At 55.1% G+C, this 24849-nt stretch carries 19 protein-coding genes; 17 read left to right on the top strand and 2 right to left on the bottom strand.

Annotation, left to right across the window (positions count from 1 at the left end):
• Positions 1-603: 603 nt before the first annotated feature.
• Together BMW46_RS05945 and BMW46_RS05950 are read right to left on the bottom strand one after the other, a co-directional pair.
• Entirely contained in the window at positions 604-2697 is a 2094-nt protein-coding gene (locus BMW46_RS05945; RefSeq protein WP_074706006.1) for a PhoX family protein, read from the bottom strand.
• 475 nt (positions 2698-3172) lie between these two features.
• Positions 3173-4498, bottom strand: coding sequence for a glycerophosphodiester phosphodiesterase family protein (locus tag BMW46_RS05950; protein ID WP_074706009.1), 1326 nt, complete (start codon positions 4496-4498; stop codon positions 3173-3175).
• A gap of 237 nt (positions 4499-4735) precedes the next feature.
• On the opposite strand from BMW46_RS05950, the gene BMW46_RS05955 reads away from it, so the two are divergent.
• The 17 genes from BMW46_RS05955 to rpsO all read left to right on the top strand — a co-directional run bounded on the left by BMW46_RS05955 (position 4736) and on the right by rpsO (position 24799).
• Positions 4736-6391 (top strand): DUF2341 domain-containing protein, encoded by a 1656-nt coding sequence (locus BMW46_RS05955; RefSeq protein ID WP_074706012.1) that lies wholly within the window; start codon positions 4736-4738, stop codon positions 6389-6391.
• Between the two features lie 9 nt (positions 6392-6400).
• Positions 6401-6805 (top strand): ExbD/TolR family protein, encoded by a 405-nt coding sequence (locus BMW46_RS05960; RefSeq protein WP_074706014.1) that lies wholly within the window; start codon positions 6401-6403, stop codon positions 6803-6805.
• 14 nt (positions 6806-6819) lie between these two features.
• Positions 6820-7497: a TonB C-terminal domain-containing protein gene (locus BMW46_RS05965; RefSeq protein WP_256376969.1), complete on the top strand. Its 678-nt coding sequence runs from the start codon at positions 6820-6822 to the stop codon at positions 7495-7497.
• A gap of 15 nt (positions 7498-7512) precedes the next feature.
• A complete protein-coding gene (locus BMW46_RS05970; protein ID WP_074706016.1) occupies positions 7513-9198 on the top strand; it encodes a putative porin in 1686 nt (561 codons plus the stop codon).
• A 13-nt stretch (positions 9199-9211) separates the two neighbouring features.
• The gene (locus BMW46_RS05975) at positions 9212-9898 is read left to right on the top strand and encodes a DNA repair protein (RefSeq protein ID WP_074706018.1); all 687 of its coding nucleotides are present in this window, start codon (positions 9212-9214) and stop codon (positions 9896-9898) included.
• 155 nt (positions 9899-10053) lie between these two features.
• Positions 10054-10521, top strand: coding sequence for a hypothetical protein (locus BMW46_RS05980; protein WP_074706021.1), 468 nt, complete (start codon positions 10054-10056; stop codon positions 10519-10521).
• A gap of 298 nt (positions 10522-10819) precedes the next feature.
• A complete protein-coding gene (locus BMW46_RS05985) occupies positions 10820-11383 on the top strand; it encodes an anthranilate synthase component II (protein WP_074706024.1) in 564 nt (187 codons plus the stop codon).
• An 85-nt stretch (positions 11384-11468) separates the two neighbouring features.
• Positions 11469-12521, top strand: a complete 1053-nt coding sequence (gene trpD / locus BMW46_RS05990) for an anthranilate phosphoribosyltransferase (protein WP_074706026.1) — start codon at positions 11469-11471, stop codon at positions 12519-12521.
• 2 nt (positions 12522-12523) lie between these two features.
• A complete protein-coding gene (gene trpC / locus BMW46_RS05995; protein ID WP_074706029.1) occupies positions 12524-13357 on the top strand; it encodes an indole-3-glycerol phosphate synthase TrpC in 834 nt (277 codons plus the stop codon).
• Positions 13358-13604: 247 nt separating this feature from the next.
• Positions 13605-14882, top strand: coding sequence for a porin (locus BMW46_RS06000; protein ID WP_074706031.1), 1278 nt, complete (start codon positions 13605-13607; stop codon positions 14880-14882).
• Positions 14883-15401: 519 nt separating this feature from the next.
• Positions 15402-16511: an adenosyl-hopene transferase HpnH gene (gene hpnH / locus BMW46_RS06005; RefSeq protein WP_074706034.1), complete on the top strand. Its 1110-nt coding sequence runs from the start codon at positions 15402-15404 to the stop codon at positions 16509-16511.
• 330 nt (positions 16512-16841) lie between these two features.
• On the top strand, positions 16842-17471 hold the full coding sequence (locus BMW46_RS06010) for an HpnM family protein (RefSeq protein WP_074706037.1): 630 nt from the start codon (positions 16842-16844) through the stop codon (positions 17469-17471).
• Positions 17472-17891: 420 nt separating this feature from the next.
• A complete protein-coding gene (locus tag BMW46_RS06015) occupies positions 17892-20564 on the top strand; it encodes an MMPL family transporter (RefSeq protein ID WP_074706040.1) in 2673 nt (890 codons plus the stop codon).
• A 117-nt stretch (positions 20565-20681) separates the two neighbouring features.
• The gene (locus BMW46_RS06020) at positions 20682-21452 is read left to right on the top strand and encodes an MlaA family lipoprotein (RefSeq protein WP_256376970.1); all 771 of its coding nucleotides are present in this window, start codon (positions 20682-20684) and stop codon (positions 21450-21452) included.
• Positions 21453-21657: 205 nt separating this feature from the next.
• Positions 21658-23619 (top strand): squalene--hopene cyclase, encoded by a 1962-nt coding sequence (gene shc, locus BMW46_RS06025; protein ID WP_218141762.1) that lies wholly within the window; start codon positions 21658-21660, stop codon positions 23617-23619.
• A complete protein-coding gene (locus tag BMW46_RS06030; protein ID WP_256376971.1) occupies positions 23571-24362 on the top strand; it encodes a phosphorylase family protein in 792 nt (263 codons plus the stop codon). The genes shc and BMW46_RS06030 overlap by 49 nt, the downstream gene beginning before the upstream one ends.
• A 167-nt stretch (positions 24363-24529) precedes the next feature.
• The gene (rpsO, locus tag BMW46_RS06035) at positions 24530-24799 is read left to right on the top strand and encodes a 30S ribosomal protein S15 (protein WP_074706048.1); all 270 of its coding nucleotides are present in this window, start codon (positions 24530-24532) and stop codon (positions 24797-24799) included.
• Positions 24800-24849: the final 50 nt, after the last annotated feature.

Genomic DNA, 24849 nt, shown 5'->3' on the forward strand with positions numbered 1-24849 from the left:
AGTCGGAGATCAGGTGGCAGTGCGCATTTCGCGGAGCCTACGGCGGGGAAGTTTGCGAGTTTCGTCGTGATAAGCCGCAAAGACAGTGTGCATGTCTAATTCCGACCTGGATTTTCCGGTAGAACGAAGCTTTTTGTTAATACCTTTTTCCAGCCAGTGATCAAACTCATCCTGAGTGTAACCATACAGATCAATGTATCTTCGTTTCTTCATGTTTAATATTTCTCTCGATATGGAAGCTTGTCAACCAAGGAGGACGGGTGATTTCAGAAAAGGAATCTCCGATAAAGCCTGGGGACCGCTTGTACGTCGAGACGCATTTTGACAATCCTTAGGTAAAAGATATGTTCGGTACCGCACCTTCGCCAAGGGGGGCAAGCAAACGATTTTTCATGGACGAAGGCGGCATCGATCAGCTTACAAGCGCTCGCTCCGCAAGGCCGCAAATGCGGCTGGGCGCGGACGTGTGGCGGAAGCATCCGAGAGCAGACTTGCGTATCCTTCTTCATAGGTTGTTCGAATAAGCGCCCATGTTCTCCAGGGAAAGGCTTCTCATGGAGGCCAATCAAAGATTTTTGAGCTGCTGCCCCAGCCAACGGCAAGTCAGGTGCCAATCACGCCGCCATCATCTTTAGTGATGACCACCACGGCGGAGCGTGGCTTGGAGGGGGAACCGCCGGCCGTAGTGGGACCATTTTGACCGCTGTCGGGCCAAGTCGAGTTCTGGGTAAAATGTGTTTCCCAATCCTCCCCGGGGTGCTGGATGCCAACGAACAGGGTCTTGCCGTCCGGGGAACTTGTAACCCCGGTGACCTCGCAGTACTTCGGCGCAGTGAGGAACCTGCGCGTCTCGCCCGTGGAAGGATCCGCGCACAGCATGACATTTCCCCCGATATTGGCCCAGTCGCCGGTGGCATCACCTGCCTGGTCGGTCTGTATCCACAGGCGGCCATCCTGATCGAACCAGAGGCCGTCCGGAGCGCCGTAATCATCGCCGTTAATATTGCCTCGATGATGCGGCTGCGGGTCCAGCTTGTCACCGCATTCAACGAAAATGTCCCATTCGAAATCCAGGGCGTCGACTTTGCCCGTGTTTTCGCGCCAACGGATGATGTGACCGTAACGGTTGTCCAGCCTGGGGTTTGCGGCATCTACGGGAGGACGCGCACTGCCGGCGGGCGTACTTCCGTAGATGCTGTTGCCGGACGGCGGGTTGCTTCCACGGCGGTTGTTGTTGGTGAGCGTCATATAGACTTCACGCGAGGCGGGGTGCGCTGCTATCCATTCCGGACGATCCATCATCGTGGCGCCTGCGCGATCCGCCGCGTGGCGCGCCTTGATCAATACTTCGGCTTGATCGGCAAAACCATTTTCCGGCGTCAGTCCATTCTGGTTCCAGATCAGTGGCAGCCACTTCCCGCCACCATCCGCATTGAACCTTGCCACGAAAAGCGTGCCGGAATCCAATAGATCGCGGTTGGCCGCGCGGTTGCGGGGGTTATATTTGTTGGCGCAGACAAACTTGTAAAGGTACTCGTTGCGCTCATCATCACCCATATATATGACGACCGTATTATCGGGATCCACGACGCAACTGGCATTTTCGTGCTTGAAACGTCCCAGCGCAGTGCGCTTCATCGGCGTGCTCCTTGGATCCCATGGATCGATTTCCACCACCCAGCCGAAGCGATGCGGTTCATTCGGGTTAAGGTCGGCGCGGAAACGCGCATCCATTTCGTGCCAGCGGTAACCGGATCCGCCCTTGCCGATACCATAGCGTGCTTGCCCGTTTAGAATCCGACGCTTCTGCTCCGGATCGTTTGCGCCTGCCACATCTCCGGTCTCATTGGAGAAATAGCCGTTCCAGTTTTCCTCGCATGTGAGATAAGTGCCCCAGGGGGTATGGCCGTTGGCGCAGTTGTTGAGTGTGCCGAGAACATTCATGCCGCCCGGGTCGGCGGCCGTTTTCATCAGATCATGCCCGGCGGCGGGGCCGCTCAGCTTGCAGAGGGAGTTGCCGGTAATGCGGCGGTTGAAGGCGGAAGTACGCTTGACCTCCCACATGCCGTTCTTTTTCCATACCTCGACCACGCTGATCCCATGCGCGGCCTGCTGTGCGCGCACCATCTCGAGAGTGATCGAGGTGGTCGCATAGCTGGATGCGGGAGTGATGTTATTGACCAGAGGAGGATCGACATACTCATGGTTCGTCACCAGCAGACCGCGGATATTGGCGACGCTAGGTGATCCGGAGGATCCCATGGGAGGGAAGGGAAACAGATGCATTCCGTCCACGTGGGCGCCGAATGTGTGCAATTGTATCATCTCGGTCATTGCGCTCCCCGGATTCCAGTGCGGCGCCTGGGTGAGGGAGTCCCCCCAAGCGATCAGTACGCGCGCGGTATAGCCGACGGGAACGGTAACGGCGTCATCCCCGGGTGAAAGATATAGGTTGGCAGGCACTGAATCGAAACCGATGCCGTTCACAGGCGCCGGTGCTGCGTAAGCAAACTGCACCAGACCATCGAGCAGGGAGCCGCCGAATGCGACAGCCGTAAGGCCCAGCGAGCGTTGGAGGAAGGCCCGCCGGGAAAGCCTGCCGGCTTCGATCAGGTCATGCAGGGATGCATTGCCGGATTCGTTGCTGCTGGTGCGATCGGGATTGTTTTTCCTATCGGGATGGAGGGTGCTACTCATCATATCTCCTTGTTTAAATGGGTTCAGGCTTTATTCCCATGTTGGGAATTGATGCGAGTCACTGTGCCTGGATGAGCTTCAGCAGCGAACCCATTATTACGGTCTTGTGTTACAGAATTTGTATTGGCATATTCAGTCAAAAAACTGAGCCGAACGTATCTGGACGGCTTGGTTGCGCGGCCAGTTCTGCAGATCAGGAGCGGAACCGGGGCTGCCTCGAAAGGGGTTCTTGTTTACAGCGAGAGGCGATGCATGAAAGGAGGCTGTGTCTTATTCAATTCGTAGGAGCGTGTCAGCAAAACGAAGAAAATGAATCCGGCATAACCGACCGATGAAGGAGGGTCAGGCGAACAGGATTAACTGATGAGATGAATGGGCTAACATTCATCGACGTTGCGCACATAGGGGAGAGCGGGCGGTCCTGGCGGGCTCGAATAAGGGAGTTTGGCCTGCGCAGGTTGTGGCCACAGAACTTCTACTTTAGGCCCATGCAGTTGGCGTAATAGGTCACCGTGGCAGGCCAATCGCTGAAGATGCCCAGAATACCTACATCCCGGTTCAGGACGTCCAGCACTTTCATCACATCGCCTTCGCGCCTTATCGCCGAATCGAAAGTCTGGTAATAAAAGCCGTTATCGCCGTCAGCCAGTATTCCGGAGCGCTCCAGCGTCCAGGTGATGAGGTCTAGTCCTGCGGCCCTGGCCTGCATGGCGTAGCTGGACGGGATGATATTGCCGCTCCCATCGACATCCAGCAGTGCGAATATGGGAGGGGCGACAATATTGATGCCCTCGGCTTTGTAAGCGGTCAACTGACCGGCATTGGGAAGATCAGCGACCGTATTGGCATCGTCGAGATAAACCGCCTGCCTCCCAAACTCGGGCTCCTTGGCGATCCAGTAACGGATATCGCGGATATCGAAGGACTGTGGAAAGACGTCGCGAGGTTTGACATCGGCAGCCTTGTACTCGTCGATCATCTGTTGAGCATAATGTTCCTGCGTGTAGTCGCCGACTCCGTCCCCCTCGCTGTCATAAGGCATTGCTACCTCCGCGTTCTTGAGTTCGGGTGTCATTTTTGCCCCCAGCTTGCTGAAGAGTTCGATACTCTCCCGGTGGCTGAGCAGAGTTCCACTGGTAGGGCCGGCGTACAAGTCAGTGCGCCATGCAGGTGTGCCGCCCACGTATTCCCCTACATTCCTTGCGGCAGGGTTGAAGGCGTCCATCTTGCCTTTCAGGCTCTTGAATTCATCCAGAGTGATGTCGCTCGTGCAGCAACGGGCGGAAGCTTCCTGAATCAGGTTTCCCGAAGCATCGAACTGGGCAGGTGTAAAAGGCCGCGTGCATTTTTCGGCAAGGGATGTTTCCAGAATATTCGTGGTGGTGTGCAGATCACACTGCGAATGGCGACACACCAGTTCCTTGTCCCTGGTAAATGTTACGTCGCACTCAAGAATGCCGGCGCCCATGCGAGCGGCGGCCCGATAGGACTCCGCCGTATGCTCGGGAAACTGCAATGGCGCGCCGCGATGACCGATGGAGAAGTATGTTTTCCTGAACGGGCCGGTACCGCAACGCGCGAGCTTGCTCTTGAGTTCACCGGCCTCCATATCCTCGACAAGGAAAAAGGGACGAGGGCCGAGTTGAACATTGCCGCCGGAATTATCAGGAGAAGCATCATGGAAGGGAGTTCCTTCCATGCCGTCGTTTTTTCCGCCGGCCAGGGCGGGCGCAATAATCAGCAAGACAAGGAAGAAAAATAAGATTGTCAGTACGGGATGGAAGAATGTTCGGCGGGTCATGTTGTCATTTCTCCTTTGTTCCGGGGACGGATTTAGCCGCGAGGTGAGTTGGGCAAACGTTAGCCGGCTTCTTTTTCATTTTGATGAGAGATTTGTTAAACCTGGATCATGACCCCCCATTCTTTTCCCACATGCAGTTCCATGGCAGTCATATGATCCGTTCGGATCATGATTCATTACCAATGGCTGTAATCAGAGGCAGGGATAATCCCCCTGTGTTTATTGGGGTTAATTTGCATGCGTTTCCTGCCGTTTCTGCTCGCCTTTGTGTTGTCGACGTGGTCTTTTTCCAGTTATGCGTGGTGGAATGAGGACTGGACAAGCCGCAAGAAAATCACGCTGACAGGCCCATCAAGCGAGGTAACGGACGTACCCGTATTAATCCGCCTGCATACAGGCAACTTCGACTTTTTCTCGGCAAGCGATAATGGCGGTGATGTGCGGCTGGTCTCGGGAGATGACAAGACCGAGCTCAAGTTCCATTTTGAAAAATGGGATGTTGCAAACGAGTTGGCGCTCATCTGGGTGAAATTACCCAGACTCTCGGCCCAAACCGAAATTTTCCTTTACTACGGTAATGAAAATGCGACATCGGCAGCCGACCCCAAAGGGACGTACGATGCCAGCAGCGCGATCTATCATTTTGCCGAATCGCAGGGAAACCCTCAGGATAGCGGCTCCAACAACCTGCACGCACAGTCCTCTGCGCAGCAGGTGGCGGCATCATTTTCGAATGGCGGCGCAGGGTTCGATGGCGCACAAAGCCTGATTCTCCCCCCAGTACAGGCAGCAGGAGGCTACAGCTTCAGCGTATGGATCAAGCCTGCCTCCCTCAGTGGCATCATTTATCAGTCCGGTAGCGTGAACATCTCGCTTGATGGCGGCCTGATCAGGGCGCAATCAGGGGGCGCGAGCGTTGTTTCCGACCAGCCTTTTGCTGCCGGGCAGTGGCATCACGTCGGTTTCACGATTTCGGATGCGCTCCGCCTGTATATAGATGGCAAGGCGGCTGGCGAAGCCCGGAATGCGGTATTGCCTTCGGGCAGCGTGATCCTGGGGGGGAGATTCAAGGGCGAGATGGACGAAGCGCAGGTGTCGGGGCTTGTGCGGGCAGCCGAATGGATTGCGGTTCAGGCTGCGCTGGGACCGGACGGCAAGCTGGTTGTGATGGGTGAAGAAGAGACCACCGAAAGTGGCTCCGAGGTCTCGCACATGGGCATCATCCTGAAATCGCTGACCGTGGATGGATGGGTTGCGATTGGTCTCCTGACGGTGATGCTGCTGATTGCGATATGGGTGATGTACAGCAAGGCGGTCTACATCAACCGCGTGGATAAGTCCAACAACCGCTTCATGGACAAATTCCGCGAGCTGTCAACCGATCTGGCCATGATAGACAAAGCCCAGGGATTGGGAAAAGACTTCGAGCATTCCTCTCTTTATCGAATCTATCACATCGGCGCGGTTGAACTGGCGCATCGCTTCCAGGATACCGATGCCGCGCATACCGACAAGTCGTTGACACCTCAATCGCTCGACGCCATCCGTGCAAGCCTGGATGCCGGGCTGGTGGAAGAAATCCAGCGCATGAACAGGTTCATGGTGCTGCTGACCATTGCCATTTCCGGTGGCCCTTTCATTGGCCTCTTGGGAACTGTGATGGGGGTAATGATCACTTTTGCGGCCATTGCCGCGGCAGGGGACGTCAATGTCAACGCCATCGCGCCTGGCATCGCCGCCGCCCTTGCGGCAACCGTCGCTGGCATGGGTGTGGCGATTCCATCCCTCTTTGGCTACAACTATCTCGCCTCGCGTATCAAGGCCATCGTATCCAGAATGCATATTTTCGTGGATGAGTTCATCACCAAGCTTGCCGAAAACTACAGCCGCTGACGGATTGACATGAAGGTTCAGGAAGAAAACGAGCTTTACGACGAGATCAATGTCGTTCCCATGCTGGATCTCGCCTACGTCTTGCTGGTGATTTTCATCATCATGACAACAGCATCTGTCCAGGGGATAAAGGTCAATCTGCCCAAGGCCAGTAATTCCCCCAGTCTGGCCAAGCCGCAAACCAAGGCGATCACGATCAACGAGAGCGGGCAGATTTTTCTGGATGCCTACCCGGTAACGCTGGATGAATTGAAAACCCGGCTGAGCCAGTTGAAAGCAGTCAATCCGGAGCTGCCGGTCGTAGTCAAGGGGGATACGGTGGTGCAGTACGGCAAGGTGATGGAAGTCCTCGAATTACTCGGGCAACTGGATATAACGCAACTGGGCCTCGTCACCCAGCGCCTGGTGAAGTAATGGCATGACGGCTGATGGAGGTGTCTAACCCGGATTCGCCCAATTGGCCTGGCTGGGCACGATGGGGAGTTGTTGTACTTTGCCTGGCTGTGGCGATCATGCTGGGATTATGGTTGAAGGAGCTTTTGGGAAGCGACGAGCCGCCTCCGAAGCGCTCGCTACAACAAATCACGTTGATCAAGCCCCCGCCTCCTCCCCCTCCGCCCCCGGAGCAGAAGCCGCCCGAACCTGTAGTAAAGGAAGAAGTGAAGCTGCCGGATCCTGCCCCCGAACCCATGGAGAAAGCGGATGAGCCGCCGCCCGGCCCAGACTTGGGTGTCGATGCCGAAGGGACGGGCGACGGCGATGGATTCGGCCTTGTCGGGAAAAAAGGCGGCGCCGATCTGATAGGCGGCGCCAGGGGGAATCCTTGGGCCTGGTATGACGCAATAGTAAACGAGGCGGTGAATTCCGCCTTTCAGGATGCGCTATCGCGGGAACAGGCGCTCAAGGACAAGACGTACCGGGTAGTAGTGAAAGTGTGGATCGATACCCATGGGAAAGTGGCACGGGTTGCGCTGGTTGACAAGACCGGCAACCCCCGGGTTGATGAATTGCTGGAAGATGTACTGCAGAGCTTGAAGGCGTTACGCGAAGGTCCGCCGGCAGACATGCCGCAGCCGCTAAAAATACGTGTGACCTCGCGCGCCTGATGTCCGGAGAATGAAATGAGAATCCCTGCGATGCTCGCAGGCGCGGTCATGGCCCTAGCGGCCATGGGCAGCGTCGACGCAAAAACCGAAGAGCACGAAAAGATAGAAGTCCTGTATGAGACTACCCTGAACCTGATTCATCTCCTGGTGGAGCAGGGCGTCATCAAGCAGGAGGTCGCTGATGAAATGATCAGGAAGGCGGAGCAGAAAGCTAAAGCCTCCCAGCAGCAAGCACGGGAACAGAGTGGGCAGCCCCAGGCCGGGGAGCCGAAAAAGGGTGAGGTACGGGTGACTTACGTTCCCGAGCACATCAAGAAAGAGATTCGTGATCAGTTGCGCGAGGAAGTGGTGGGCCAGGCCAAGCAGGAACGCTGGGGCAATGTAAATGCGACTCCTGAATGGCTGGATCGCTTTACCCTGGAAGGGGATATACGGCTGCGCGAGCAGGCAGATTTCTTCGGCGACCGCAATGCGCCGGCAGCCAATTTCCAAGCGATCGGCCAGCAAATCGACAACACGACGAAAGACAGTCATCACCGCGAGCGCATCCGCATGCGTCTCGGGATTAATGCCAACGTCACGCGCGGAGTAGATCTGGGGCTTCGCTTGACCACCGGTAATGTCAACGGGCCGGCCGTCACGGGGGACTTGATGGGCGGGTCCCCCACCTCTACCTTGCAGACGCTGGGCACTTACAACAGTAAATTCAGCTTCGTGCTGGATCAGGCTTATCTCAAGCTTTCCCCCTGGGACTGGCTGACTGTCAGCGGAGGGCGTTTTCCCAATCCTTTCTTCGTGGGCACGGTTGGCAACATATATACCGGCACAATCGGAAAGGCGCCCCACACCATACCCACCGCGGGCGTGGTGCATACGGACCTGTTGTGGGACGTGGACGTGAACTTCGAGGGGCTCGCGGTCAATCTCCATCCCTGGAAGAAGCAGGAGCGAACGATCAAGCCATTTCTCAATGCGGGCATATTCCCATTGCAAAAAATAAATCAAAGCGAGACGGTCAAAGCCAAGGATAAGTGGTTTTATGGCGCCCAGGCCGGAGTAGAGTGGGCTCCGGAAGGTGCCGACACCAAAATCCGGCTGGGGGCAGCCTATTATGATTTTGAAAATATCAGTGGTGTTCGCAATCCCAACTTCGGCGATACCCTGTTCAACCAGACCGCTCCGTTATTCCGTCAAAAAGGCAACAGTCTTTTCAACATCGACAACGATGGCGATCCGACCACGAACTTATGGGCCCTGGCTTCTGATTACAAGATCGCAAACGCGACCATGGTGGCGGACTACTCCAGATTCAAGCCAATTCATGTAATCGGAACGCTGGATTATGCGCGTAATGTGGGGTATGACCAGGACAGGATTCTTGCCCGCACCGGCCAGAATATCAAGCCGGAAATCAATGCATATCAGGCCCGCCTCACTGTTGGTTATCCGGTTATTTCCGAGCGGCATCAGTGGCAGGTTCTCGGGTTTTACCGCCGGTCGGAGCGGGATTCGATGCTGGATGCCTTTACCGATTCCAATTACCTCCTTGGCGGCACCAATCACAAGGGTTACACCATTCAGGGTTTCTATGGCGTAGCCCATAATACCTGGGTGGGACTTCGCTATATGTCATACGACAATATCAGCGGATTGCCGCTGTCGATCGATTCCGTCAATCTGGATCTGAACGCCAGATTCTGAAGGAAAGGATATCATGAGCCCCCGGAAAAAAAAGATTCTGCCGCTCCTGGCCCGCGGGATGATCGTTGCTCTGTTGGCAGCCTCCTGGCCCTCCGCCAGCGCAGCGGGCACTGTCACCGACAGGAGTGCTAAGAAAGAGCGACAGGTGCTGCGGCGCATGCAACAGCAGCTGAACGAAATGCAACAGCAGAAATCGACACTCGATCAGGAGAAAACGGCGCTGGAAGAAACGCTGAAGAATGCCAGTAAGGAAACGGAGTCTCATAAAAAGTCTGCGGCCAGTGCCGCAGCCAAGGCATCGCGGCTCGAAAAGGATATTGAAGCGGCAAGCCGGGAAAAAGCGGAATTGGGCGTCCAACTCAAGGAAGCGCAGAAACAGAACCAGGAGCTCGACCTCCAACGCAAACAGCTGGAACAGGATCTGAAGGTCAAGGCAGCGGCGCTGGCAAAGGAGGGGGAACAAAGAAACCTGTGTGAAACGAATAACGGCGAGCTCTATCGCATCGGGCGCGAACTGGTGGATTGGTATGCCAGCAAGGGGCCTTTGAACGCGATTCTGGAGGCCGAACCGTTCACCGGGATGAAGAGCGTCGAAATGGAAAATCTGCTCGAAAATTATCGCGAAAAGCTTGAAACTCGGCATCTGGAGCCTTCCATCAGTCGCGAAATCCGCGAGATCCACGGGCGTCTGCTACCATAGGGAAGCGAGCGGATGAGTCTTATGTTTCCCGATGTTCCCGGCGGTGCCGCGCCTGCCAGTCTTGTTTGACTGGTAAATACTGCATCAAGGGAAAGCACTATCGTTTGTTTATGGCTTTAGGATGTATATCCCCTTGACCCTTTTCAGGAGAAATCATGACCTCAACAGCAGGCAAGCAGAATTCAAGAAAACAGAATTCAAAAAAACCTGGCCGGACAGCAAAGGAAGCGGCAATATTACAAAATGACCCGCAGGCTTCCGTCCTGACGGAGGCGCCAGCGGAAGGTGTCAGACCTCGCAGGTCGAGGGCATCGGACAAGACCGGTCCGCACAGCCCGAAAGAAGACAAACCGCGGAAGCGCGTAGTGGAGGCAAGATCAGAGAAGGAAATGGACACGAATGCGGAGGAGTTTTCCAATACCGCGACACCGAAGAAAAATAAACGGATACGCGACAGTTATTCTATCCCTGAGAGCGAGCACAAACAGATTTCCATACTTAAGAAACGTTGTCTGGATCAGGGCCGGCGGGCGAAGAAGAGCCAGATTTTGCGGGCTGGCATTCTCGTGCTGGCGCAAATGGACGACACCGAACTTCTCGCTGTCATGGAACGGATCAGGTGACCGCGTAGCGATTTTTCATCAGCGATTTCTCATCGATCGCTGACCGCATCGCTCCTGACAACACAGAATTTCTTTCCGCCTCTTTCCGTCTCTTTCCGCCCCATGGACGTTCGGCTCTTTGCTCGAAAGAGCCGGCGTATCAAACCTTTTTCCGTTGGCCTTGCCCGTCAGATTTGGAGAAGAGATAATATGGGTCTCTTCGCTATCCTGGTTGTATCCCTCAGCTTCAGCGTAAAATAAGATATGAGCGGCGTGCGTATGTCTTTCAGGGTGGACTTCATCGGGTGGATTTCTTACTATGCTGTTGATGATCGATAACTACGATTCCTTCACCTATAACCTGGTCCAGTATTTTGGCGAACTGGGCGAGGAAGTGAAAGTGTTTCGCAATGATGAAATCACCCCTCAAGAAGTTGCGCAGTTAAAGCCTGAGCGCATCGTGATCTCCCCAGGCCCATGCACGCCGAGCAAGGCTGGAATATCCATACCCCTGATCGAGCGCTACAATGAGCAGATTCCCTTGCTGGGTGTCTGTCTCGGTCATCAGAGCATAGGGCAGGCCTTCGGCGGAAAAATAATTCATTCAGCACGACCGATGCACGGCAAGACCTCTCTTATCTTTCATGATGGGGCAGGAGTGTTTCGTGGTTTGCCCAACCCGTTCACCGCAATCCGTTACCACTCTCTTGTTATTGAACGGGAAACTCTGCCCGACTGCCTGGAAATCACCGCCTGGACTGGAGATGGAGAAATCATGGGTGTGCGTCACAAGACCCTGCCCATCGAAGGTGTGCAGTTTCACCCCGAATCCATTCTGACCGAGCATGGGCACACATTGCTCGGGAATTTTCTGAACCAGTGAAAACTGAAGGAAGCGGCATGAATCCCAGCCAAAGGGGTGAAAGGGTTGAAAGAGTCGGGGCGGTATCATTCAGTAGCAGGCCACTGTGAGTCCGCAGGAAGCACTGGCACGCCTCATCGAGCACCGTGAAATCTTTCATGATGAAATGCTGGCGCTCATGCGGCAGATCATGCGCGGAGAACTCTCCCCCACGCTGATTTCAGCGATTATCACTGGGTTGCGTGTGAAGAAGGAAACCGTAGGCGAGATCGCTGCTGCGGCACAGGTAATGCGCGAATTTGCCGCCCGCGTGGAAGTGCAGGATGACCGCCTCGTCGATACATGCGGAACAGGAGGGGATAGTGCCCATACTTTCAACATTTCCACCACCGCTGCGTTCGTCGCCGCGGCTGCCGGCGCACGGGTGGCGAAACATGGCGGACGCTCTGTTTCCAGCAAATCGGGAAGTGCCGACGTGCTCGAAGCACTGGGCGTCAATCTCGACCAGACACCGGTGCAAATAGCGGAGAACATAAGTGAAATCGGTCTCGGTTTCATGTTTGCGCCCAATTTCCACAATGCCATGAAACATGCCGCCCCCGTACGGCGGGAGCTGGGGGTGCGCACCCTGTTTAATATCCTCGGGCCGCTGACCAATCCCGCCGGAGCAAAAAATCAACTGCTGGGCGTATTCCATCCCGATCTCGTGGGCATCATCACACGCGTTTTGCATCGCCTGGGCAGCCGTCATGTCATGGTGGTTCATGGCGGCGCCAGCAATCAGGGCGGGCTGGATGAGATCACGATAGCTGGCGAGACGCTGGTAGGGGAACTCAGGCACGGCGAGATCCTTGAATATACCGTCAGGCCGGAAGATTTCGGCATGAAAGCGGCTCCCATTGAAACAATACAAGCGCATGACACCACTCAGTCTGCAGAGATGCTGAGAGCGGTATTGAATAATCAGCCGGGGCCGCCGCGGGATATCGTATTGCTGAATGCGGGCGCGACGATTTATGTGGCAGGTATCGCAGAGTCGCTCGCGCAGGGTGTAAAAAAAGCGCATGCCGCTATAGAAAGCGGTGCTGCGAGGGAAAAATTGCAGGAGCTGGTGGAATTCTCAAACCGGCAGAACCGCGGTGAGGTTTCTTTTGTTTGATCATGGCTAATATTCTTCAGGAGATTCTGGCGACAAAGAGACAGGAGATTGCGGCATTGAAAGCGCAGGGTTCTCTTGCCGTGCTTCGTCGCCAGGCAGAGGCGTTACCGCCGCCAAGGGATTTCGTTGGCGCGCTTCGCAAGAAACTTGCCCTGGGATTACCGGCCGTCATTGCGGAAATAAAGAAGGCCAGTCCCAGCAAGGGCGTGTTGCGTGAGCAGTTCGACCCCGCGGCTATCGCTGCGAGCTATGCCCAGCACGGCGCGGCCTGCCTGTCGGTTCTGACAGACCAGCAATATTTTCGTGGCAGCGCGGAATATTTGAAGCAGGCCAGAAGCGCCTGCGATCTGCCGGTCCTGCGCAAGGATTTTATGCTGGACGAATATCAGGTCGTCGAAGCACGGCTCATGGGTGCGGATTGTATCCTCATCATTGTCGCTGCCTTCCGCGATCCTTTCATTTCGACCGGGAGCCACCGGCAGGAGGAAGAAGCGGTAGCGGAAATGCGCAAGCTGGAGTTGCTGGCTCATGCGCTCGGGATGGCCGTTCTGGTGGAGGTTCATGATGGTGCGGAACTCGAGCTGGCGCTGGAACTGGCGTCTCCCCTGATCGGCATCAATAACCGCAACCTGCATACGTTTGAAACCCGCCTGGATACGACCCTGCATCTGCTTGACCGCATTCCGCCAGACCGCATGACCATCACCGAAAGCGGGGTACTCACATCTGATGATGTTGCGCTGATGCGCGGGCACGGAGTAGGCATCTTCCTTGTAGGCGAAGCCTTCATGCGTGCTTCTGATCCCGGGGCCGAGTTGGCGAGGTTGTTCGGGTAATTCATCAATCATCCGGGTTGCATTCAACCCACCGGGTTCCGAAGGTTCCCCTGCTTTGTTGCAAAAAAGCAACACATATCCTTATCCAGTTCCCAAACTCTCTTTATTTCCTTGCTAGGCGTTGTTACGTTAGGCACAATCTCTCAACCCTCTCATTTTCGGGAGGTCCAGGCAGCGGGAATAAACTCCCACCGAAATAGGGTCGGTGCGAGGCCCCACCGTTTCAACTTTAAAGGAGATTTTCCACATGAAAAAGAAACTGATTGCGCTGGCCGTTGCCGGTGCACTCGCGGCCCCGGTGGTTGCATCCGCTCAGGGGACAAACGTTACGCTTTTTGGTCGGGCACAAGCTGAATACAGTCTGGTTGATTTCGCTGGCCAGCCTAGCCAGGGGGCACTCCAGGACAATTCCCGCTCTTCCCGCTGGGGTCTGCAGGTTACAGAAGATCTGGGCAATGGCCTGAAAGCAAATGCCCGCCTCGAATTCGGACTTAACACCGGCTCCGGTTCCGCCACCACACCTCGTGAGCAGTGGGTCGGGCTGTCTCACAGCCATTGGGGCGATATCAGGTTTGGCCGTCTCCAGTCCCCCTTCAAGGATTTTGCCGGGGGTATGACAATCGATCCGTTCGCCTACACCACCCTGCAAGCGAATGGCGCCGGCGGTACCATGTCTGGTGCAGCTAACGGCATGGGCTCTGGTGCGAATACTTTCGTCAACAGCGCCATCCGTTATGACTCCGCAAGCATCGAAGGATTCACCTTCTCGGGTCTCTTGATGCCGGGTGATGCCAATTCTCTCAATCCTCTCCAGAACGGCAGCATCGTTTCCGGCTTCCTTCCTGGTGGCCTCGGCAGCAATGGCAATACTGGCGGGCGCAACGGCGAATTTGATGGACAGGCAGCGGCCAAGTACCATGCGGATTTCATGGGCATGGGCCTCGATATCTTCGGCGGTTATTCGCGGGATAATGCCAACGGCATCCAGAAAAGCCTCGGCCTCAGAACAGAAGAAATATGGCGTGTCGGTGCTTCCTGGGCTTGGGAAAATTTCAAGCTGAGCGGCCAGTATGAAGATGTCAACAACGCGATTGGGGCCGCCACATGTAGCACTGCCGCGTCCCTGACGGCAAATCCGCTCGATTCCGGACTGGTTTCCGGTCAGTGCAACTCCGCCATGAACTGGGGTGGAGACGGCAATCTCTGGTTTGCCAGCGCCCAATACAGATTGGGCAACACCACGCTGGTGGCGCAGGGCGGTATGACCAAGGCCCATGCTGGCGGCGTCAACAGTGCGGCGGCACGCAAGGCCGACAGCTTTACCGTCGGTGCGATTCACAATCTGAGCAAGCGTACCAGCCTGTTCGGTGGTTATCAGCATGTATACGTAACCAACCCGAATGCCGCTGCGGTAAATGACCTGATTACCGCTCCCGGCGCAACGGCGAACTACACCGCACCCAGCTATGTAGCTCCCGGCAGCAACCGGAGTACCTTCACGATCGGTCTTCGCCACAATTTCTGATTGTTGTTCAACAGAAAGAAAGGGGCGCCTCGGCGCCCCTTTTTTTCCGTCTTCGATTAAATGTCAATTGCATTGAACCGCGATTTCTGACGAGCCCGCTTGACGAGTCACCGAGCAGCCTTGTCGGGCCAAATTATGTTCTCTGTGTAGTTTAACCCTGGATGAGTTGTGAGTTTAGTTTGGGAAATATACGTGTTAACATGCTTACAGGACAAAACGTTACAGTAATTCGGTCAAGAAGAATGACAAATAACTGTCGGATCGAGAAACAGGATGAAAGCAGTAGAAGGAAAGTAGAAGGGAAAGTATAGGTAGTTTCAGCAAGGCTTATCGCCTGATTGCCATATTCCGAGTGGCGAACCTAGATCATTTTTTTGAGGTTTCGCAAAAACGAACCAGCATTGAAGTGTCCCGATGCAACTTCAGACAACTTCAGCATCTGCAAAACAACAGGAAGAAATCAGGTGATCCCAACCTGACATTAATAAAGTTTACGGAAGTTTTTTGGAGGATTTATACATGGGAGTTCCTTTACGTCAACAGATAGCTGTCGGCACTTATCTGCTCAAGCAAAAGTTGGGAGGAGTAAAAAAATATCCTATGGTCTTGATGCTGGAGCCCCTGTTCCGGTGTAATTTGGCCTGTGCCGGCTGCGGTAAGATCGATTATCCCGATCACATCCTGGACAAGCGGATGTCGTATGAGGAATGCATGCAGGCGGTCGATGAGTGTGGAGCCCCCATGGTTTCCATCCCCGGCGGGGAGCCGCTGATACATAAGGAAATGCCGGAGATTGTCAGAGGCATCATTGCGCGCAGGAAATATGTTTACCTGTGTACCAATGCGCTTTTGTTAAAAAAGAAGATTGACGACTATACCCCTTCGCCTTATTTGACCTTTTCCATCCATCTGGATGGCCTGAAGGAAAGGCATGACGCCTCTGTCTGTCAGGACGGGGTGTTCGACCGCGCGGTTGAGGCTATAAAACTGGCGGTTGCAAAGGGATTCAGGGTTACCGTCAATTGCACCCTGTTCCAGGGTGAAACACCGGAAGATGTTGCGGAGTTCCTCGACTATGCGATGGAGCTGGGGGTGGAGGGTGCGACGATCGCGCCTGGGTTCAGTTATGAGCGCGCTCCCAGGCAGGATATCTTCATTAAGGGGAAGGATACCAAGAATCTCTTCAGGGATATTTTCAAGATAGGCAAGACCCGTAAATGGAAACTGAATCACTCGTCGCTTTATCTCGATTTTCTCGCGGGCAACCAGAACTATCAGTGCACGCCCTGGGGTAATCCGACACGCAACATTTTCGGTTGGCAAAAGCCTTGCTATCTGCTTCCGGATGAAGGGTATGCATCCAGTTTTCAGGAGTTGCTGGATGATACTCCGTGGGATAAATATGGCAACAGCAGCAACCCGAAGTGTGCTCAATGTATGGCGCATTGCGGCTATGAAGCCACAGCCGTGGAAGATATGCTGCAGCATCCGCTGAAAGGGCTGATCACCTCCATCAGGGGGCCGAAAACAACGGGACCGATGGTGGCGGAGCCTACACCGAAATGGGCGCGAGAGGAGTTGAAAACCCCGGCGACGCTTGCGGGAATTCCGGTCAAGATAGAGCGATAGCATTGCCCGTTGCCGAAACGGCGACACTGCGTGTAGCCGGCAGCAAAATCAATGCGCGCTGGTTTAGCCGAGACAACTCTACCGGAAGCGGGTCCGATCGAATGGCAGGACCTGTCAGTTCTGCCAAATACTCAGACGCCAGCGGCAAAAGGCTAAAGGGGTTGGGGATGTAATCATAGAAGCATCACGATGGGATGTCTGATTTCCGAAGTGTAGAAACTATTGGCCACTCGATGTAGAACCCTCATGGCCGGATATCGCAACGAATATTGCTGGATGCGACGCCCTGTCAAGACATGGGCATGAAAAAACTGCTATAAGATTATCAACATGAAGATCCTGAGTGCACTGAAGTCACTGCTGCAACTTCAAATAATTACCCTGATGCTTCTGGCTGCATCTTCCTCCTGGGCCGAAACGCAGGGATCGGGAACACCGGAGCAAGTCGTCGAACAGTTGCAGGAAGCACTCATCAAGGCGATGCGTGAGGGCCCGGAACTCGGCTACGGGGGGCGCTACGAATTGCTGGCCCCTATCATCAATCAGAGCCATGATCTTGACTTCATTGCGCGTACCTCGCTGGGAGCAAACTGGACGCAATTGAGTGCTGAACAGCAGCGAACCTTTACAGATACTTTCCGCAAGCTCAGCATAGCTACTTACGCAAGTCAGTTCAAGGAATACGACGGCGAGCGGTTTGAATTTCTCGAGCGTCAATCCATGCCCCGGGAGCAGGTAATGATACGCAGCAAATTGATTCAAGCTAACGGCGAACCGGTGCGGTTCGACTATATACTGCGGCAAGGAAAGGACGGTTGGCGTATCGTGAATATTCTGGCGGACGGTGTCAGTGATCTGGCGTTAAAGCGTGTCGAGTATCGTGCTATTCTTCAGCGCGATGGCTTTCCAAAGCTCGTCGACATGCTCAAGCAGAAGATCGAGCAGGCAGGAAAAGACTGAACACTGCAAATCTGACGACAAATCTTGGGCCAACTTTTCCCATCAACCCTTGTCTCGCCGGACTTCGAGTCCGTGCCCACTTCATCCGGAATAAAATCGGTGACATCCAGAGAACTGCATGGGCAAAAGGGGGCGGTTTTGTAATAAGGGGCAGAAACCTTCGGACCAAACCTTGATCGTCATTTCCGTGAAGGCGGAAATCCATCGATTTATAATATTAATATTATTGGATTGAAAAAACCGGATACCCCCTTTCGCGGGTATGACGGCATCTTGATGGACCCGAGGAAAAACCGCTACTTCAGGTTTCCCTTTTTGCATTCTGTCTTGCCAACGACCCGGGATTCTTTTTTACCTCGTTGCTAACCCCCGAAACTATCCTCTGAGCACGGATCGATTCTCCGACATTGCTTCCCCAGCATGACCACAACAAACAACGACTCGGAAAGCCGCATCTACCGTATTTTTGCAGCTTGGGCCACTGTTTGCTATCGCCATAGCGCCTGGGTTCTTTTTACAGCACTGCTGATTTCCGCAGGATGCAGCGTCTACGTCTGGCGCAATCTCGGCATGAATACCGACACAACCGACATGCTCTCCAAGGATCTGCCGTTTCGTGTCAACATAACCCACTACAACAAGACATTTCCGCAGGATGTCGACACGCTTCTGGTAGTGCTGGAAGCACCGACGCCTGAACAGGTCCATCAGGCAACCGAACGCCTTGCCGCACGCCTGAAAAAAGACACTTTCAATTTCGAGGATGTCTATCCACCGACAGCAGGCGATTTCTTCACGCGCAATGGCCTGCTCTACGAAAGCGTTCCGGAACTGCAGCAGATAACCGATCGTGTGGCTGCTGCGCAGCCGTTAATGGCCCATATCGCCAGAAATCCTACGCTCGCGGCTTTCGTCGATGTGCTGACGGGCGCGATAGAGGAATTGCAGAAGGGCCGCGCCATGGAGCTCAGTCCGGTGCTTGGCGCAGTGAGCGCCACGGTGGGAGCGAGACTGGAAGGAGCGCCGCGTGCGTTGTCGTGGCAAGCCCTCTTCAGCGGCGAATCGCAAAAAAGCAAATACCAGGAACTGATCATAGCCAAGCCGAAGCTCAATTATGATCAGATGTTTCCCGGAGAGCAGGCCATCAAGGCGCTATCCGCTGCGGCAGGCGATGCCGGAATTACGGAGGATGGAGCAGTCCGCCTGCGTATTACCGGGGAAGTGGCGTTATCGCATGACGAACTGAGCAGTTCGCTGCTCGGCATGCAATATGCAGGAATAATCACCTTCATCCTGGTTGTCGTGGTTCTTTATTTTGCGATGCGAGCGACCGGACTGATCATCAATGTCCTGGTCTGTCTCGCCATGGGTCTGGTTCTTACGGCGACATTTGCTACAGCCGTGGTGGGTCATGTCAACCTGATCTCCATTGCGTTTGCCGTGTTATACATTGGTCTGGGTGCCGACTTTGCAATCCACTTTCTGCTGCGTTATCGCGAAGTTCTGGAAAGCGGCAACCCATCTACCGAGGCCCTGCATGTTTCAGGCGGGGATGCAGGTGCTGCCCTTACCGCCTGTACAATCACAAACGCGATCGGCTTCTACGCGTTCATCCCTACGGATTACAGCGGCGTGGCGGAACTGGGCCTCATCTCCGGCACCGGCATGATTATCAGCCTTCTGGTAACCCTTACAATTGCACCAGCCCTGCTGCGCTACCTTCCGAAACGACAGCAAGCCGTGCCAGATACCCCTCCGAAAGCTTCGGTTGGCAAAGCGCTGGAGTTGTCCCTCAAATGGCACCGGGTAACCTATGCCCTCACGTTTGCCGCTTCAGTTGGCGCCCTTTTTTTGCTGCCTCAGGTACGGTTTGACTACAATCTCCTGAATCTGCAGGATCAGAAAGGCAAAGCGATACAGGCTTTTCGTGAACTCCTTGCGCAACCCGATCTTTCACCCTGGCATTCCATTGTCCTCGCAAAAGATCGGCAGGAAGCAGGACGCCTGGCGCTCGCGTTGAGCGAGCTTCCTGAAGTGGATAAGGTGGTCAGTCTCCTCGACTTCGTACCGGCGGATCAGGAAGAAAAGCTGCAACTCATCGAGGAAATGGCGTTGACCGTGGGACCGATCGAGGGGGTGGGGCAGGATCGCCGCGTGGACAGTTCCATCCAGAAACAGCGCGAGGCGCTCGCCGCATTGACCGCCGCACTGGATAGTTTTATTGCCGCCCGCCCGGAGCATGCGGCAGTTCCGGCCGCACGTAAGCTTAGGTCATCCCTGAGTTCTCTGTTTGAACAGCTTGATACAGCCAGTCCTGCCGACCAGGTCGCCTTGTTGCGGTCCCTGGAGGGAGATCTGCTGGTTACGTTGCCTGCGGCGCTGGAGAACCTGCGTACAGCGACGGAAGCCAACCTGTTTGGCGAGCAGGATCTGCCGGCATCGTTGAGCAGCCGCTGGCATGCCCAGTCAGGCGAATATCGCCTGGCAATTTATCCATCGGAAGACCTGAACGACAACGATGCATTGCGGCGCTTCGTGCGAAGCGTGCAGAAAGTGGCGCCCGAGGTGACGGGAGCGCCAGTGGTGACCCTTGAAGCAGGCGAGGCGGTAGTGCACGCATTCGTACAGGCATTTTTGCTTGCGCTCGTTGGAATTATCGTCGCCCTGCTGGTGTTGTTGCGCAGTGTAAAGTACATGCTGCTGGTCCTGCTCCCGCTGTTGCTGTCCAGCCTGTTCACCGCTGCGTTCACAGTCCTGCTGGATGTTCCGTTCAACTTTGCCAATATCATTGCTCTCCCGCTTTTGCTTGGCCTGGGGATCGATAGCAGCCTGCATATGGTGCACCGCAGTCTGAATAATGAACTGGTAAGCGAGATCCTGATCCATACCAGCACTGCGCGGGCGATTTTTTACAGCGCGCTGACTGCGCTGGTGGATTTCGCAAGCCTGATGTTCTCGTCGCACAGAGGCACTGCGAGTATGGGAATAATGCTTACCGTGGGGCTGGCTTTTACGCTTATCTGTACGCTGGTGATACTGCCCGCATTGCTGCGCGCGACCCCCAAAGGGGCAAAGGCTCAATTTGTGCGTTAGTCCGGCAATAATTGTATACTTCGCACCTGTAGCGGTTTGTGGGCATCGCCCTTCCATGCGGATTCTGATGAACAGATTAACAGGGACATAGCCTTCCCTTTACGGATGGTAGCAAATATGCGAACTTCCTTCCTGTTGTTGGCATGCATATCACTGTTTACCGGTTGCGTGACGCCGCATAAGAACGATGCGAGTATCGATACGATCGATCCGAATGAAAGAGCCAATCGACAGTTTTACAATTTTACCGACAAGGTGGACCGCGCCGTTCTGGCGCCGGTTGCGGATGCCTATATAAAGCATGTGCCCGACCCCCTGCAGCGTTCGATCGGCAATTTCTACGACAACCTTGCATATCCCAATGTTATTCTTAATGATTTCCTGCAAGGTAAAGTACGGCAGGGATTCCAGGACACCCTTCGTTTTGCAGTCAACTCGACCATTGGTCTGGGTGGGCTCTTCGACATGGCAGGCCCCATGGGGTTGCCACAGCATGATGAAGATTTCGGGCAGACACTCGGCGTCTGGGGCGTTGATACCGGCTCCTACCTTTTTGTCCCTCTGATCGGCCCCAGCAGCTATCGCGATGCACCCGGTATTCCTGTGAGCGTTTTCAGCAACCTTTTGTTTTATGCGGGTACTGTCGCCAGCAGCGCAGTTGTAGCTCCAATCACGGTTTTAAGTATCATCGACAGGCGGGCGCGGTTGTCCGGTCCCATGCGTATTCGGGACCAGGCCGCGCTAGATCCTTATCTTTTTGTTCGCGAAGGTTTTTTACAGCAGCGCAAGCATTTGATCTATGATGGCGACCCGCCGCCCGAGAGCCTGGACGAATTCGCAGATGAGGGTTTCGTGCAGAACGAGGCGACGTCCGAGCCATTGCGATGAGATTTTAATCAAATCTCAACTGCTGCTTCCATACTCGTCCAGCGGGCGCCGCATCTGCCATAAACATCCTTGCATGAATCTCGACGATGTACGATTCCGGGGCCGAATCGAGTAAAATCATGCTTTTAATAGTTTTTATGGCTGCACTCACACCCCTGCGATGTGTTCTTCCCTGAAACTTTAAAGAGGCGCTAGGTAAAAATACATGAAAAAATTCGGAGGTATGGCGAGAACTTCTTTGCAAGCTCAATCCCCGGGCTCAAACAATAGTCCCGCAATGGACGAAAAAATGCTGAAAGCGGGACTGGAAGCGGCACGCGGTGCGCTGCTGGCTCAGCAGAGGGAGGATGGCCACTGGTGCTTTCCATTGGAGGCCGATTGCACGATTCCCGCCGAGTATATACTGATGATGCACTTCATGGATGAAGTGGACCTGGACCTGGAGCTCAGGATTGCCCGTTTTATTCGTGAAAAACAGGATGCAGCGCACGGAGGCTGGCCGCTCTACTACGGCGGTGAATTCGATCTGAGTTGTTCGGTCAAGGCCTATTATGCTCTGAAAATTGTGGGGGACTCACCGGATGCGCCCCACATGGCGCGTGCACGTGCAGCAATTCTGAAGCATGGCGGCGCAGCGAGAGCAAACGTATTTACACGTCTGCTGCTTGCCATGTATGACCAGCTTCCCTGGCGAGGCGTGCCATTTGTGCCGGTGGAAATCATACTGTTCCCCAAGTGGTTCCCATTCCATACCAGCAAGGTCGCGTACTGGTCGCGGACCGTAATGGTTCCGCTGTCTATCCTGTGTAGCCTGAGGGCGCGCGCGGCGAATCCGCGCAAAATCGCCATCGGTGAATTGTTCACGGTACCCCCGGAGGAGGAGCGGAATTATTTTCCGGTACGTACTGCGCTCAATCGCGTGTTTCTGCTGATCGAGCGCACTCTCTCCCTGCTCGAACCCTTCATACCCAAAGGGGTGCGCAGATTGGCGCTGCGCCGGGCGGAAAGCTGGATCGTGGAAAGGCTGAACGGCGATTCAGGTCTGGGGGCGATCTTTCCTGCCATGGTGAATGCCAGCGAAGCCCTGGCATTGCTTGGATACCCGTATGATCATCCCGCACGCGTGCAATGCCGCAAGGCGCTGCGCCTGCTGCTGGTGGATGAAGGCGAACGTACCTGGTGCCAACCCTGTGTTTCCCCAGTATGGGATACCGTCCTGACCTGTCTCGCCTTTCAGGAGGATACGGAGGTCGATCAGCAGCCTATCCGGAAAGCGCTCGACTGGCTGGTTCCCTGCCAGGTGCTCAATGCGCCGGCGGACTGGCAGGAAGATCATCCCGGATTGCCGGGAGGGGGCTGGGCTTTTCAGTACACAAATCCCCACTATCCCGATCTCGACGATACGGCTGCGGTGGCCTGGGCGCTATACCAGGCCGACCCCAAGGCTTATCAGGAAAGCATCAACCGGGCTGCCGACTGGCTGGCAGGGATGCAGTCCAGCAACGGTGGGTTTGCGGCTTTCGACAGCGACAATACGTATTACTATCTCAACGAGATCCCGTTTGCCGATCATGGGGCGCTCCTTGATCCTCCGACCAGTGATGTTTCCGCCCGCTGTGCGGGTTTTCTCGCCTTGTACGGCCAGTCCAGGCATAAACAGGCGCTGGAACGGAGTCTGGCATACCTCTTCAATGAACAGGAGGCCAGCGGCGCCTGGTTCGGCCGCTGGGGCAGCAATTATATCTATGGAACGTGGTCCGTGCTGGAGGCCTTCCGTCTGGCCGGGATAGATACCGGTCATCCTGCCATCCGACGCGCGGTGCACTGGCTCAAATCCGTGCAGCGGGAGGATGGCGGATGGGGAGAAAGTAACGACAGCTACCTTTCCCCCCAGCAGGCAGGCCAGTTTCATACCAGTACTTCTTTTCATACCGCATGGGCACTGCTTGCACTGATGGGAGCCGGCGAATGGCGCAGTCATGAGGTTCACCAGGGAATTGCCTACCTGTTGCGGGAACAGGACAGCGACGGGCTCTGGTATGAGCCCTGGTTTACCGCTCCCGGCTTCCCGCGGGTTTTCTACCTCAAGTACTACGGGTATACGAAATATTTCCCGGTATGGGCATTGACCCGATTTCATGCATTGAACCGGAAGTTCCCCGCGTGACGGGGGCCGGCATCATTGTCGCCATGCGGGTGGAGGCGCGTTGCATAACGCCATTGCGCCTCTTCTTTAATCAAAGGACAGATCTCGGGAATGGCGCTGCCGTCTGGCTTTGTGGAGTGGGGGCAGAGGCGGCCGGCGCAGCCGCAACCGGACTGAAGAATGCAGGAGCTGCTGCGCTGATGAGTTTCGGCTTTGCGGGCGCATTGCATTCCGGCCTGAATTCCGGAGCGTTGATGCTGCCTGAGTCGATCCATACGGGCGGTTGTCTCCTGCCAGTCGATTTGAATTGGCGCACTCGCCTGCAGCGATGCCTGCCCGATCAGCTGAATGTAGCAGGTGGAATCCTGGCTGCCAGCAGCAAGGTGCTTACCTCCACTTCTGCGAAACGCGACCTGGCCGAATTGACCGGCGCAAACGCAGTAGATATGGAAAGCGGCGCAGTCGCCGAAGTTGCCACGAATGCCGGATTGCCATTCATGGCGGTACGCGCTATTTCAGATCCCCTCGACTTCTCACCCCCGCGCGTTCTGCTTGAGGCAGTACGGCCGGATGGAAGTCCTCACCTAGGACGCTTGCTGGGGCTGTTACTGAAGCGCTCGCTGACTCTCGGCACACTACTGCGGCTGGCATCGGACGCGCGTGCCGCGCGCTCTACCTTGTCGACGGTGGTACGATATGCCGATGCGGAAATGCGTGCCGTTCATTCGCCTGAGCCCTCGCTGGGCGGATATATCGCCAAGTAGCAAGCTGTTGGCTCTGATCGTTCTTGAAGTGTGTGATCAGCGTGTAAACTTCCCGCAGTGGATGTCTAATGCCTGCCGGTGCATTGGAAATCCAATAATGTCTTGAGAATTCACCCTGTTAAAGAGTAAAATGTCGCCCTTTCGCATCAGGCGTAATGGAGAGTAGCATGGCAGTCACAACCGATCAAAAAGCACAGGTGGTGCACGATTATCAACGGGCCGCAGGAGACACGGGTTCTCCCGAAGTGCAGGTGGCGTTACTGACCGCTCGTATCAACGATCTGGCCGATCATTTCAAAACGCATGTCAAGGATCATCACTCCCGCCGCGGTTTGCTGCGGATGGTAAGCCGTCGGCGCAAGCTGCTCGATTATTTGAAGCAGAACAGTGTGGAGAGCTACCGGACGCTGATAGAACGGCTTGGCCTGCGTAAATAAAAGTAAATCCCCGATTGAGATAGCAGCGGAATAACCTATTGCTTCCTTGA

Source organism: Nitrosospira multiformis (assembly GCF_900111585.1).
GTDB classification, from domain to species: Bacteria; Pseudomonadota; Gammaproteobacteria; order Burkholderiales; family Nitrosomonadaceae; genus Nitrosospira; species Nitrosospira multiformis_B.

Excerpts from the sequence above, each read along its gene's own strand:
- BMW46_RS05945 (WP_074706006.1), bottom strand. The coding sequence starts at position 2,697 with ATGAGTAGCACCCTCCATCCCGATAGGAAAAACAATCCCGATCGCACC.
- BMW46_RS05950 (WP_074706009.1), bottom strand. The coding sequence starts at position 4,498 with ATGACCCGCCGAACATTCTTCCATCCCGTACTGACAATCTTATTTTTC.
- BMW46_RS05955 (WP_074706012.1), top strand. The coding sequence starts at position 4,736 with ATGCGTTTCCTGCCGTTTCTGCTCGCCTTTGTGTTGTCGACGTGGTCT.
- BMW46_RS05960 (WP_074706014.1), top strand. The coding sequence starts at position 6,401 with ATGAAGGTTCAGGAAGAAAACGAGCTTTACGACGAGATCAATGTCGTT.
- BMW46_RS05965 (WP_256376969.1), top strand. The coding sequence starts at position 6,820 with ATGGAGGTGTCTAACCCGGATTCGCCCAATTGGCCTGGCTGGGCACGA.
- BMW46_RS05970 (WP_074706016.1), top strand. The coding sequence starts at position 7,513 with ATGAGAATCCCTGCGATGCTCGCAGGCGCGGTCATGGCCCTAGCGGCC.
- BMW46_RS05975 (WP_074706018.1), top strand. The coding sequence starts at position 9,212 with ATGAGCCCCCGGAAAAAAAAGATTCTGCCGCTCCTGGCCCGCGGGATG.
- BMW46_RS05980 (WP_074706021.1), top strand. The coding sequence starts at position 10,054 with ATGACCTCAACAGCAGGCAAGCAGAATTCAAGAAAACAGAATTCAAAA.
- BMW46_RS05985 (WP_074706024.1), top strand. The coding sequence starts at position 10,820 with ATGCTGTTGATGATCGATAACTACGATTCCTTCACCTATAACCTGGTC.
- trpC (WP_074706029.1), top strand. The coding sequence starts at position 12,524 with ATGGCTAATATTCTTCAGGAGATTCTGGCGACAAAGAGACAGGAGATT.
- BMW46_RS06000 (WP_074706031.1), top strand. The coding sequence starts at position 13,605 with ATGAAAAAGAAACTGATTGCGCTGGCCGTTGCCGGTGCACTCGCGGCC.
- hpnH (WP_074706034.1), top strand. The coding sequence starts at position 15,402 with ATGGGAGTTCCTTTACGTCAACAGATAGCTGTCGGCACTTATCTGCTC.
- BMW46_RS06010 (WP_074706037.1), top strand. The coding sequence starts at position 16,842 with ATGAAGATCCTGAGTGCACTGAAGTCACTGCTGCAACTTCAAATAATT.
- BMW46_RS06015 (WP_074706040.1), top strand. The coding sequence starts at position 17,892 with ATGACCACAACAAACAACGACTCGGAAAGCCGCATCTACCGTATTTTT.
- BMW46_RS06020 (WP_256376970.1), top strand. The coding sequence starts at position 20,682 with ATGCGAACTTCCTTCCTGTTGTTGGCATGCATATCACTGTTTACCGGT.
- shc (WP_218141762.1), top strand. The coding sequence starts at position 21,658 with ATGAAAAAATTCGGAGGTATGGCGAGAACTTCTTTGCAAGCTCAATCC.
- BMW46_RS06030 (WP_256376971.1), top strand. The coding sequence starts at position 23,571 with ATGGGCATTGACCCGATTTCATGCATTGAACCGGAAGTTCCCCGCGTG.
- rpsO (WP_074706048.1), top strand. The coding sequence starts at position 24,530 with ATGGCAGTCACAACCGATCAAAAAGCACAGGTGGTGCACGATTATCAA.